This is a genomic window from Myxococcus sp. XM-1-1-1 (assembly GCF_020037095.1).
In the GTDB taxonomy this organism is placed as follows: Bacteria; Myxococcota; Myxococcia; order Myxococcales; family Myxococcaceae; genus Myxococcus; species Myxococcus fulvus.
Genome location: NZ_JAIQDH010000004.1, coordinates 329,988 through 341,601, shown reverse-complemented (window position 1 = coordinate 341,601; position 11,614 = coordinate 329,988). Strand labels below are relative to the sequence as shown.

Here is an 11,614-nt window from a genome sequence, read left to right as displayed (position 1 = left end):
CGCTCTTCGACTTGCTTCAGGCCCGGAGCGGGTTCACCGCCGCCGGGCACTCCCAATACGTGTACTCACAGGTCTCCAGGCGCTCATCGCAGGGGACCTTCACCACCGTCATCAGCTCGCACGGGTGACGAGGTGCTTCCGTCTCCCGCGCGCCAATCGCTCGTGCGTCCTCGCTCCGGACGGCCTTGGGAGCCTCGGGCGGAGCCACCACGGCCCGGTGCTCCGTGCGGCCCTTGCCATGCGCCGACACCGGCGCCTGGGCTTCCCGTCGTGCCTCCGCGGTCGATTCCCCCGACGGACAGGCTCCCGGCAGCAGCCCCGGCACGGTGCCCAGCACCGCGCCCAGGACATACAGCTTCCTGTTCATGTAACCCCCTTGCCGGCTCGAACCGCCGGCCACGCCCTACGACGCAGGCCAGTACCGGTTCGGCGGCAGGGACGTCACTAGCCGGGGGGTCTGACATTCCCGGCGCTTCTGGACAGGGTGGCCTTTGCCACCCGTCTTCGGGGGCAGGTGAAGCGTCGGGTATCGGAGTGTCACCGGCTGAGGCTAGGATGGCGCGCCTTCGGAGCCGTCACCGCCCATGCCATTCCAGATCACCGTTCACGCGCAGGACCGAATCCTCGAGGTCGTCTATCCCCCGCAGGTCACCTCGGCGGACCTCACCGAGTACCTCACGGAGGTGAAGAAGGCGATTGTCGGCTTCGCGGGGGAGTGGTCCGCGCTGGTGGACCAGTCCCAGCTGCGGGTGATGCCCACCGACGTGGTGGCCTCCATGGCGGCGCTCAACGCGTACGCGCAGTTGCACGGGATGAAGCGCTCGGCGCGGGTCGTCAGTGACGCCCCCTCCGGCCTGCAGGCGTGGCGGATGACGAAGCGGGCCATGCTCACCATCCCCACCCGCACCTTCGAGACGAAGCCGGAAGCCCTGGAGTGGCTGCGCAACCCCGAGGCGGACTGAAGCGCCCGGGCCCTGCGCGGCCCCGACGTCTCCGGTAGAGTGTGAGCCCCGCCCGTCCTTCCGGGCGGGCCCGTTCCACATCAGGAGTCGTCTCTTCATGCACCACATCCGGAATGGCGCCGCCAGGCAGCTCTTGGGCGCGCTCATGTGTTCTGTCGCCTTCACCGCCTGTCAGCCGGGCCCCGAGTCCCCCACGGGTGAGCCGGAGGTGCCGGAGGAGACGGGCTCCGGTGAGAGCCCCGTGGTGTACGGCACGGATGACCGCTTCGACGTGTACGCGCACGCCAACGCCACGCTGCGCCAGCGCGCCGAGCAGTCCACCGTGGCGCTGATGTCCCCGGACATGCTCGACACGTCCAACCCGGACGACGTCGGCTTCTACGCCTACACGCTGGGCGAGTACGAGAACCTGTGCACCAACCAGCGCTTCCGGAACGACCCGGCGGCCGCGTGGTGCTCGGGCACGCTCATCGACGACGACCTGGTGCTGACGGCGGGCCACTGCGTGGAGAACGCGGCCGACTGCGCCGACACGCGCTTCGTCTTCAACTACTACAACACCGGCGTCGACACCCTGCAGAAGGTGACGACGGCGGACATCTTCTCCTGCAAGGCCATCGTCACGCGGCGGCTGGACTCCGGCAGCGGCAGCACGAACCTCGATTACGCCATCATCCGGCTGGACCGCTCCGCCGCGCCGCGCTTCACTCCCGCGCCCGTGCGCTCGGGCAACACCGCGCTGACGGTGGGCGAGGGCGTGGCCGTCATCGGCTCGGGCAGCGGCATCCCCTTCAAGATTGATTCGGGCGGCAAGGTGCGCACCGCGCGCGCCAGCACCCTGGACTACTTCGTCGCCACCACCGACACCTTCGCGGGCAACTCCGGCTCCGGCGTCTATGAGCTGGCCACCCACACCGTGGCGGGCATCCTGGTCCGCGGCGACGAGGACTACGTGCGCAGCGGGAGCTGCTACGTCGTCAACACCTGCTCGGAGACGGGCTGCGGGGGCGAGGCCATCACCTACGTCCAGCCCGCCATCACCGCGTTCTGCCGCGTGGCCACCAGCCAGCGCCTGTGCGGCACCACGCAGCCCCCGACGGGCGGCACCACCTTCACCTTCGCCGCGGAGAACACCTACAGCGCCACGGTCAACACCACCCACAAGACGGTGGCGCTGACGGCGGGCCAGAAAATCACCGTGGGCACCTGCGGCGTGCCCGACGCGGCCGTCGTCGGGGACTCGTACCTGCGCCTGTTCGGCCCGAGCGGCCTGCAGGTCGCGGAGAACGACGACGCGTGCAACGGCCGGGGCTCCCAGCTGAGCTTCACCGCGACGTCCGCGGGCACCTACGAGGTCCGCGCCGGCTGCTACGACACCACCACCTGCTCGGGCACCGTGGCCTGGAAGCTCGAGGGCGGCGCCGCGCCCACCAGCGGCACGTTCGACTTCACCGCCACCGCCACCAACGGCGCGCGCACGGGCACCACGAACCAGGGCGTCACCCTCGCCGCCGGCCAGACGCTCTCCTTCGGCACCTGCTCGGTGACGGGCGCCTCGGGCACCGGGGACACCCTGCTGCGGCTGTACAACAGCGCCGGCCAGCAGGTGACGAGCAACGACGACGCCTGCGGCTCGCTGTCCCACGCCACCTACACCGTGCCCGCGGGCGCGGGCGGGACGTACCAGATTCGCGCCGGCTGCTACGGCGCCACCACCTGCTCCGGCACGGTGGCCTGGACGCTCCGGTAGGCCCACCGACGGCGGTCACCTGCTGCACCAAGGCGGGCGGTCCGTGGAAGACACGGGCCGCCCGCTTCTGTCTTTCGGGCCACGTCCTCCATGCACGGCGGGCCAGCGGCCTGCCAGCCCGAGACACCGGCCGCCCCCGCCTGCTCAACCCGCCCTTGACACTCCGGGGGCCCGGGAATAACGCACGGCGACATGAGCACTGCCCGGTTCCCGCCGTCCCCGACGCGCCCGATTCTCAACGAGGGTCCGTTCCGCGCCCTGCTGCTGGAGAACATCCACCCGTCCGCGGAGGAGCTGCTCGCCGCCGAGGGCTTCCAGGTGGAGCGCGTCAGCTCCGCGCTCAAGCCGCTGGAGCTGGCCGAGCGGCTCAAGGGCGTGCACCTCCTGGGCATCCGCAGCAAGACGACGGTGCCCGCCGAGGCGCTGGTGCACGCGGAGGAGCTGCTCGCCATCGGCGCCTTCTGCATCGGCACCAACCAGGTGGACCTGACGTCCGCCAACACGCACGGCATCCCCGTCTTCAACGCGCCCTTCAGCAACACGCGCAGCGTGGCGGAGATGGTCATCGCGGAGATCATCGTCCTCACGCGCCAGCTCTTCGACCGCAGCCGCGAGGTGCACACCGGCCAGTGGCGCAAGGTGGCCACCGGCAGCCACGAGGTGCGCGGCAAGACGCTGGGCATCATCGGCTACGGCCACATCGGCTCGCAGCTGGGCGTGCTCGCCGAGTCGCTGGGCATGCGGGTGGTGTACTTCGACGTGATGACGAAGCTGCCGTTGGGCAACGCGCGCGCGGTGGCGACGCTGGACGAGCTGCTCGCCGAGTCGGACTTCGTGACGCTGCACGTGCCGGCGCTGACGTCCACGCACATGATGATGGGCGCCGAGCAGTTCGCGAAGATGAAGCGGGGCGCCAGCCTCATCAACGCCAGCCGGGGCACGGTGGTGGACATCGCCGCGCTGGCGGCGGCGCTCAAGTCCAAGCACCTGGGCGGCGCCGCGGTGGACGTCTACCCGGAGGAGCCGGAGGGCAACTCGGACGGGTTCGTGACGGAGCTGCAGAACCTGCCCAACGTGGTGCTCACGCCGCACATCGGCGGCTCCACCGAGGAGGCGCAGGCGTCCATCGGCAAGGAGGTGGCCGTCAGCCTCTCCAAGTTCTTCCGCACGGGCGCGACGACGGGCGCGGTGAACTTCCCCATGGTGGAGGCGCCGCTCATCCCCGGCACGCACCGCATCCTCAACGTGCACCGCAACATCCCCGGCGTGCTGCGCGACATCAACCGCATCGTCTCCGACCTGAACGCCAACATCCACGCCCAGGTCCTCAGCACCGACGCCAACATCGGCTACCTGGTGATGGACCTGGACCAGGACGTGTCGCGGCCGGTGTGTGACGCCATCGCGGGCCTCACCACCGACATCAAGACGCGCATCGTCTCCTGACGCGCGCCGCGCCGCTCAGGCGTCCAGCACCTTCCCCGGGTTGAGCAGCCCCCGGGGGTCCAGGGTCCGCTTGAGCGCGCGCAAGAGCACCAGCTCCTCCTCGGAGCGCGAGTAGCCCAGGTAGTCCTTCTTCAGCAGGCCGATGCCGTGCTCCGCGGAGATGCTGCCCGCGTGCTTCCTCACCAGCTCGAACATGGTGGGGTCCGCCTGCTTCGTGTGGGCGAGGAACTCCGCCTTGTCCATGGCGTCCGGCTTCATCACGTTGACGTGCAGGTTGCCGTCGCCGATGTGGCCGAAGAGGCAGATCTCCCACCCCGGGTAGCGCGCCTGGAACACGGCCTCCAGCTCCGCGCAGAAGGCCTCCAGGCCGGCCACGGGCAGCGAGATGTCGTTCTTGTGGGGCAGGCCCGTGGCGGACAGGCTCTCGCTGATGCCCTCGCGCAGCGCCCACAGCTCCTGGGCCTGCGCGGCGCCCTGCGCCTGGGTGCCGTCCGTCACCAGCCCCCGCTCGAACAGCGAGCCCAGCCACGCCTCCACCGCGGAGGCGTCACGCGACTCGGCCTCCAGCAGCACGTAGCAGCCGCTGTCGGCCTCGAACGGCGAGCGCAGCTTGCGATGGCGCTGCACGCGGGCGAGGCAGCGGTCCGTGAAGAACTCGTAGGCGGAGATGACGAAGGCCGTCTGCTCGCGCGCGTCGCGGAACAGCCGCAGCACCGCGGCCACGTCCGGCACGGCGAAGAGGAAGACGTCCTGCTTGCCGGGCACCTGCGTCAGCTTGAGCGTGGCCTCGGTGATGACGCCCAGCGTGCCCTCGCTGCCGATGAAGAGCTGGCGCAAGTCCAGGCCGGTGTTGTTCTTCTCCAGCGCGCCGTTGAGCTCCAGCACGCGCCCCTCCGCCGTGACGACCTGCAGGCCCAGCACCCAGTTGCGGGTGAGGCCGTAGCGGATGACCTTCACCCCGCCCGCGTTGGTGGCGATGTTGCCGCCCACGGTGCTCGAGCCCTTGGAGGCGAAGTCCACCGGCCACGTCAGGCCGTGCTCGGCGCAGTGGCGGTGCACCGCCTCCGTCACCGCGCCCGCCTGCACGCGCACCGTGTTGCCGAGCAGGTCCACCGGCCCCATGCGCGCCATGCGCCGCAGGGACAGCACCAGCTCTCCCCTGGCCGCCACCGCGCCGCCCGCCAGGCCCGTGCGCCCGCCGGAGGGCACCACCGCCACGCCGTGCCGGTGGCAGAGGGCGAGCAGCCGGGCGACCTCGTCCGTGGTGCGGGGCAGCGCCACCGCGCTGGGGGCCGGGGTGTACACGCGCGTCCAGTCGCGGCCGTACTCCTTCAGCTCCTCGGGCTCCCGGGTGAGGAAGTCCTGGGGGAAGCCCTCGGCGAGGGCGGCGAGGAAGTCGGCGGGGAGCGCGGCGTCGGAGGACATGGGCCTCAGGCGTATTGCAGGCGCCCGCGTATGACAAGGCGCGCCGTGGGCCGCCGGTCGCCTGGATGACCGGCGGGAAATCCCGGGGAAAGGCCAGGAAAATCCCCTCGAGGTGTATATGCGGCGGGGCTTCGTGCGCCCTGCCCACCCCCGTCCCAGGTTGCCCCACATGTCCCCGAGTCGAGTCCTCCGAAACCTCGTGCTGTCGACCGCGGCCGCGCTGCTGCCCTCGACGCTGGCCTGGAGCGAGACGCCCCAGGTGGACGTGCCCTACGTCTTCGAGACGGTGGACAGCTACGCCATCACGGAGGCCAACGTCATCGAGATACGGGGCGTGCTCCAGGGCGAGAGCGCCCCGCGGACCTTCGAGTTCGAGTTCTACTCGAACCCCGCGTACTACGACGCCAGCCAGCATGGCTCGCGGTGCGACCGGATGGCGCTGTTGGCCATGACGCGTCCGGGGCGCTACCTGCTCGAGCTGAAGGTCCAGCGATGGATTGGCGGACAGCCGTCCTGTCGCCTCACGCGTCGTACGGCGCAGCCCGCGCCCTGACGGCAAGGATGAGGGGCACATCCATGCGCACGATGCGAGGCAGTTGGCTGCCGCTCGCGCTGGCCCTGACGACACTCCAGGTCGGCTGTGGCAGCGGGCTCGAGAAGGGCGGCGAGGAGACACGACCGGACTCGGACGGCGATGGCGTCATGGACGCGCAGGACTGCGCTCCGACGGACGGCCAGCGCTGGCGCGAGCTTTGGGGGTACGCGGACACCGATGGGGACGGCCGGGGGCATGGCCTCCGGGAGAAGGTGTGTGGCGCCCACGACCTGCCCCCGGGCTGGTCCGCCGTGGAGGGAGACTGCAACCCGACGGACCCTGGCACCTGGCGGGAAGTCCCAGGGCTGTATCCGGACCGCGACGGGGACGGGGCCACGGGTCCCAACCTCGTGAGTGCCTGCGTGGGAGAGCACTTGCTTCCCTACCGCGAGCAGCCGGGACCGCTGGACTGCGATGACGAGGACAGGCGCTACCAAGCGTCCACCTGGGTCTACCCCGACGCGGACGGGGATGGCGTGGGAGATGGCATCGAAACCTTCTCCATCTGCGCCCAGGACCCCCTCCCCGCGGGCTACGCGGCCCACTCAGGCGATTGCGACCCCACAGACCCGACGCGCAGCCAGACTCGCGTCTACCTGTACCGGGATGAGGACCTGGACGGGTATGGCCGGGAGTCGCCCGGCAGCCTCTGCCTGCCCCAGGGCGCGCCCCTGCCACCGGGGTACGTCGACCACTGGCTGTCGAAGGACTGCGACGAAGCGGATGCGACGCGGTTCCAGGTACGCGGCGTCTACACGGACAAGGACGGGGACGGGGCTGGCGACGGCGACATGCTGGCCCTGTGCATCGGCGACACGCCGCCCGCGGGCTACGTCTATTTTGGTGGAGACTGCGCGCCGGAGGACGCCACCCGCTGGCGGCTGCTCGACTACTCCTACCGCGACGCGGATGGCGACGGAGACACGGTGTGGTCGCCCGGCAACGTCTGCGCCGGCACGGAGCTTCCGCCGGGCCACCTCACCACCGCGCGAGGGGAGGACTGCGATGACCGGGACGCCACGGTGCGCGTGCGCTGGGACCTCTACCGGGACGCGGATGGAGACGGCGTGGGCGTGGGCCCCAGGGTCCCCGTGTGCGCGGGCACCACACGGCCCTCGGGCTACGCGACGACGGGCGAGGACTGCGCGGACGACGACGCCGCGCGGTGGCAATGGCTGTCCTATGCCTATCGGGACGTGGATGGTGACAGGTACACCGTGGCCGCCCCGGGCCAGCTCTGCGCGGGCGAGGCGCTGCCCGCCGGCTACCTCAACCTCTCCGTGGGCCCGGACTGCGACGACATGAACGCGGCGGTGCACAAGACGCTGCGCACGTGGCCGGACCTGGATGGGGACGGCGTGGGCGCGGGCGTCGAGGAGGACCAGTGCACGAACGGGCAGACGCCCGCGAACAGGTCGCTGCTGGGGAGCGACTGCGCGGACGACGACTCAAGTCGCTGGATGAGCCATTCGTATCGGCACGTGGACCGCGACGGGGACGGCTTCACCACGCCCGAGTCCGGCACGCGCTGCGCCGCCGCCACGCTCCCCGCGCCCTACTTCCTCCAGGCCACGGGCAATGACTGCGATGACGCGAACACGGCGCTCATCCGCTGGGCCGTGCTGTACCCGGACAACGACGGCGACGGCGTGGGCACCGAGCCCCGACGCATCCTGTGCATCGGCACCACCGTGCCTCCGGGCATGTCCATCTTCGGCGACGACCCGAACGACCATGACCCGTCGACGATGACGGACCCCGAGCACGAGGCGCTCGAGACCTTCATCCTCGACTTCTGAAGAACATTCCCTCGCGTGACATCGGACGAACGCTCGTCCGGTGCCGGAGCGGGACACAGCGACAATCAAGCCCTTGCATTCATGCGAGGGCGGGGCCATTGTGTTTGACGGCGCGGGCAACCGCGCTGTCCATGACCTCCTCCAACTGACACCTCCGCTCCTCGAAGCGCACCTCGCCCTCGGCTCTGTCTTGAGTCCGTGCGGGCGTCGAACGTGCTCGGCGTGAGTCCACGCGGACAGCGGAGTTGTTCCCCAGGCATCCAGAGCGTGCGCCACGAGCCCTCACGGCCCGTGACGCGTCCCTTCCCTGTCCCACCGCGGCCTTCCGGCGCGGAGCGCCACCCGTGCGCGCGGCGGGACACAGCCACTCCCGAGGTCTCCGTATGCAATCCCAGACGCGCAAGCTCACGTACCACGTCGCCACCACCCTCGACGGCTACATCGCCCGCGAGGACGACTCCTTCGACTGCTTCGTCTTCGAAGGCGACCACGCCACCGAGTACATGGCCACGCTGCGGCACGACTACGACACGGTGCTGATGGGCCGCCGGACGTATGACGTCGGCCTGAAGTTCAAGGTCACCGACCCCTACCCGTACCTGGAGACGTTCGTCGTCTCGCGCAGCATGAAGGAGGCGCCGAATCCCCGGGTGAAGCTCATCTCGGACGACGTCGTCGGCGCGGTGCGCGCGCTGAAGGCGAAGGAGGGCAAGGGCATCTACCTGTCCGGCGGTGGCGCCCTGGCCACGCAGCTCTTCGCCGCGGGCCTGGTGGACGAGGTGCTCGTCAAGCTCAACCCGCGGCTGCTCGGCTCGGGCATCCCGCTGGTGTCCAGGCTGGACAGGCACCTCGAGCTGGCGCTGCGCTCGACCAAGGTCTACCAGAACGGCGTGGTGCTGCTGCGGTACGACGTCCAGCGCTGAGCGAGTGACCCACGGGAGGCACCCGAGGTGGGCCTGCTCACTTCGGGTGGCCTCCGCCCTCCGGCCAGAAGCCCAGCACCTTCTCCGTCGCGCCCAGCGAGGACCACTCCACCTGTCCGCTGAGCACCCGATGTCCGTGGGAGAGCGTCAGTCGCTTCCACAGCGGCACATCGCCGCGTCGAGAGGTCTCCCAGGCCGACCAGCTCACGCCCCCGGTGGCCTCCACCACGCGCGCCAGCACCCCGTCGAGCTCCGAGTCGGGCAGCCAGCGCAGTGAGTCCAACACCCAGTTCACCTCGGCCTGGATGGCGCTCGGCCGCCCCAGCACCGTGGCGAGCGCCTGGGGGCCCTGGCCATTGGGGACGAAGGACACGCCGCTCGGCCGCAGCACCGCCCAGCCCGAGCGCCCCTGCCCATCCTCTCGCAGCGTCGCCGGATAGAGGACCGCGTTCTCCAGCCGCACTCCGGAGCGCGCCAGCCCTCGCAGCGGAGCCTGCGTGTGCAGCTCGAGCAGCGTGGCGACCAGATTGGCCTCCATCAGGTAGGGCACCGTGACGCCCGGCGTCCCATCCACCCTCAAGGAGAACAACCTGCCCACCTGGATTCCGCCCGGCGCGATGGAGGACAGGGGCACCGACACGGCTTCGCCGAACACCGGCGTCCACATGAGCCGCTCGTTCGTCATCGTGAGCCAGCCGGAGCGCAGCAGCATCATGACCATCGGGACGACGAGGAGCGCCATCAACAACCAGCCTCCCACCGGGCGCCCATCCACCGGCAGGAAGAAGATGAGCGCGGACACGCCCAGCAGCGCCAGCGCCAGTGAGGACCAGCGCAGCGGTGTCTGACGGACAGGCACGGAGCCGGAGCGCTGCGTCTGGAAGAGCAGCACCTCGCCCTCCTGGAGGTTCTGGGACACCTGCTGCTTCGCCAGCGTGTCCAGCCGGCGCAGCTCCGTTGCCAGCGCGATGGGGCCGGACACGAACGCGTGGCGGGACAGCCGCCGACGCACCAGCGGTGCCAGCCGCCTCGAGCGCGCGTCCAGCTCGCGCAGCACGCGCATCAGGGGAAGCGACTCGGGCCAGGCCTCGCGCTCGGCGCGGCGCTTCGCGTGCTCCAGGGCCTCCGCGACGCGGGGTTGCTGCTCCAGCCACTCCTCGACGAGCGTGGGCTTCGCGCGCAGCTTGCGCTTCCAGGCGCGGCTGCGCAGCGCGGACTCCAGCGCGGCGATGTGCGCGTGCGCGGACTCCAGCACCTCGGCGCGGCCCTCCAGTTGGAGGCGCACGTCCTCGGAGGTGGGGCCTTCGCGAGGCGCCCGCTTGGCGAGGTCTTGTCGGGACATGGCTTCGGGCAAGGTTACCGGGTCGGCCCGCGGGATGCCCAGGCGTGGAGGCGCGCGAGGACGGCGCTCCGCTCCTTCGCGCCGGGCGTGCCCACGAGCGCCTCTTCGCCACGCACCAGGTGGACCTCCCGTGCGCCTTCGAGGCCTGGAGCCACCCGCACGTCCTCGGAAGACCAGGCCGTGCCACCGGTCGCCGCGACCGCGCGTGACAGCACGGCCTCCAGCTCCGACTCGGGCTGCCAGCGAAGCCCCTCCAGCACCCAGGCCAGCTCCACGCGCCCGTCCAGCGTGCGCCCCGTCGCGGCCTTCAACAGCGCGGCGCCGACCTCGGGGTCGGGAAGCAAGGACACGCCCCCAGGCGACATCACGAGCTGGCCCGAGGTCCACACCCCGCCGCGACGAAGCCGCGCGGGCCAGGTCACCAGTTCCACCGGCCGCTCGGCGTTGGCCCGGACCTGGGGCGCGCGGAACAACTCGAGCAGCACGCGCAGCCTCGCGGCCTTCTCGCGACCGAGCCGGGGCAGGCGGACACCGCGATTGCCTCGCAGCCGCAGCGTGCCCCTTCGAGCGTGCTCCAGTTGGACGCCGCCATCACCCAGCGAGTTCAGTCGCACGGACACGGACGGCTCCCCACTCGGGGCCAGCCACACGAGTCGCTCCGGCGTCAGCCAGGCGGAACCGGGGGTCCAGAGGGTCAGCAGGGCCATGGCGATGGCGGCAATGGGCCACAGGCAGGACAGGACGAAGCCAAACACCAGGAACGCGTCGAACGAGAGCGCCAGCCCCAGGAGCATCACCGCCCCCAGCAAGCCCCCCGCGAGGATGAGCAAGGGCCTGAGGTAGCGCATCACCTGGGACGTGGTGCCGACGTGCATCGCGAAGGCGGTGTCCGGTGTCGGCGCGACGGGGGCATCCTCGAGACAGTAGTCCTCCAGCCTCGTGAGCGCCTCACGCGGGGGCGTGTCCTCCGTCAGCAGCAACAGCAGGCCTACCTTGCGATGGAGCAGCTTGAAGACCCGCTCCCGGACCACACGCAGCCGACGCAACCTGCGCGGAATCCGTGAGCCCCGGGGCCAGCCCTCCGCCTTGCCCCGGCGCTCCAGGTGCTCCATCACCTCGGGCAACAAACCCTCCAGCTCGCGGACCTTGCGCAACAGGTCCGGCTTCTCGCGCAGGTGGCGCAGCCAGTGGCGTGATGCGAGCGCATCCACGAGCGGCGTGTAGCGATAGAGGGCCACCTCGATGAACTCCACCCGGCCTTCCAGGCGGAGACGCAGGTCCTCTTCCGACGCTGGCGGCTCGGACAGGACGGCGCTGGCGGCTCGGACGCGTTCGGACATCGCGCTCACAGGATAGACAGCCAGGCGCTCGG

At 70.7% G+C, this 11,614-nt stretch carries 10 protein-coding genes; 6 read left to right on the top strand and 4 right to left on the bottom strand.

Features of this window, described 5'->3' with window-relative positions:
• Positions 1–16: 16 nt before the first annotated feature.
• Positions 17–367, bottom strand: a complete 351-nt coding sequence (locus K8640_RS11860; protein ID WP_223747154.1) for a hypothetical protein — start codon at positions 365–367, stop codon at positions 17–19.
• Between the two features lie 217 nt (positions 368–584).
• Between K8640_RS11860 and K8640_RS11855 the strand changes: the two genes are divergently transcribed.
• The 3 genes from K8640_RS11855 (at position 585) to serA (ending at position 4,158) form a co-directional block, all read left to right on the top strand.
• Positions 585–962, top strand: a complete 378-nt coding sequence (locus tag K8640_RS11855; RefSeq protein ID WP_046716184.1) for an STAS/SEC14 domain-containing protein — start codon at positions 585–587, stop codon at positions 960–962.
• Between the two features lie 97 nt (positions 963–1,059).
• Complete coding sequence (locus tag K8640_RS11850; RefSeq protein WP_223747153.1) at positions 1,060–2,712, top strand: serine protease; 1,653 nt, start codon at positions 1,060–1,062, stop codon at positions 2,710–2,712.
• Positions 2,713–2,904: 192 nt separating this feature from the next.
• Positions 2,905–4,158 carry a phosphoglycerate dehydrogenase gene (serA, locus tag K8640_RS11845; RefSeq protein ID WP_223747152.1) on the top strand — a complete coding sequence of 418 codons (1,254 nt, stop codon included), beginning with the start codon at positions 2,905–2,907 and terminating at the stop codon, positions 4,156–4,158.
• A gap of 15 nt (positions 4,159–4,173) precedes the next feature.
• On the opposite strand, the gene K8640_RS11840 is transcribed toward serA, so the two are convergent.
• The gene (locus tag K8640_RS11840) at positions 4,174–5,583 is read right to left on the bottom strand and encodes an FAD-binding oxidoreductase (RefSeq protein ID WP_223747151.1); all 1,410 of its coding nucleotides are present in this window, start codon (positions 5,581–5,583) and stop codon (positions 4,174–4,176) included.
• A gap of 169 nt (positions 5,584–5,752) precedes the next feature.
• Between K8640_RS11840 and K8640_RS11835 the strand changes: the two genes are divergently transcribed.
• From K8640_RS11835 to K8640_RS11825, 3 genes are all read left to right on the top strand, one after another.
• Positions 5,753–6,136, top strand: a complete 384-nt coding sequence (locus tag K8640_RS11835) for a hypothetical protein (protein ID WP_223747150.1) — start codon at positions 5,753–5,755, stop codon at positions 6,134–6,136.
• A gap of 23 nt (positions 6,137–6,159) precedes the next feature.
• Complete coding sequence (locus K8640_RS11830) at positions 6,160–7,977, top strand: hypothetical protein (protein ID WP_223747149.1); 1,818 nt, start codon at positions 6,160–6,162, stop codon at positions 7,975–7,977.
• 383 nt (positions 7,978–8,360) lie between these two features.
• Positions 8,361–8,900, top strand: a complete 540-nt coding sequence (locus K8640_RS11825) for a dihydrofolate reductase family protein (RefSeq protein ID WP_223747148.1) — start codon at positions 8,361–8,363, stop codon at positions 8,898–8,900.
• 37 nt (positions 8,901–8,937) lie between these two features.
• On the opposite strand, the gene K8640_RS11820 is transcribed toward K8640_RS11825, so the two are convergent.
• Complete coding sequence (locus K8640_RS11820; RefSeq protein WP_223747147.1) at positions 8,938–10,242, bottom strand: hypothetical protein; 1,305 nt, start codon at positions 10,240–10,242, stop codon at positions 8,938–8,940.
• A gap of 14 nt (positions 10,243–10,256) precedes the next feature.
• Complete coding sequence (locus tag K8640_RS11815; protein ID WP_223747146.1) at positions 10,257–11,582, bottom strand: hypothetical protein; 1,326 nt, start codon at positions 11,580–11,582, stop codon at positions 10,257–10,259.
• Positions 11,583–11,614 lie beyond the last annotated feature (32 nt).

Bases quoted from the DNA above. Each gene is read 5' to 3' on its own strand.
- K8640_RS11850 (WP_223747153.1), top strand. From the start codon at position 1,060: ATGCACCACATCCGGAATGGCGCCGCCAGGCAGCTCTTGGGCGCGCTC.
- serA (WP_223747152.1), top strand. From the start codon at position 2,905: ATGAGCACTGCCCGGTTCCCGCCGTCCCCGACGCGCCCGATTCTCAAC.
- K8640_RS11855 (WP_046716184.1), top strand. From the start codon at position 585: ATGCCATTCCAGATCACCGTTCACGCGCAGGACCGAATCCTCGAGGTC.
- K8640_RS11830 (WP_223747149.1), top strand. From the start codon at position 6,160: ATGCGCACGATGCGAGGCAGTTGGCTGCCGCTCGCGCTGGCCCTGACG.
- K8640_RS11860 (WP_223747154.1), bottom strand. From the start codon at position 367: ATGAACAGGAAGCTGTATGTCCTGGGCGCGGTGCTGGGCACCGTGCCG.
- K8640_RS11835 (WP_223747150.1), top strand. From the start codon at position 5,753: ATGTCCCCGAGTCGAGTCCTCCGAAACCTCGTGCTGTCGACCGCGGCC.
- K8640_RS11820 (WP_223747147.1), bottom strand. From the start codon at position 10,242: ATGTCCCGACAAGACCTCGCCAAGCGGGCGCCTCGCGAAGGCCCCACC.
- K8640_RS11815 (WP_223747146.1), bottom strand. From the start codon at position 11,582: ATGTCCGAACGCGTCCGAGCCGCCAGCGCCGTCCTGTCCGAGCCGCCA.
- K8640_RS11840 (WP_223747151.1), bottom strand. From the start codon at position 5,583: ATGTCCTCCGACGCCGCGCTCCCCGCCGACTTCCTCGCCGCCCTCGCC.
- K8640_RS11825 (WP_223747148.1), top strand. From the start codon at position 8,361: ATGCAATCCCAGACGCGCAAGCTCACGTACCACGTCGCCACCACCCTC.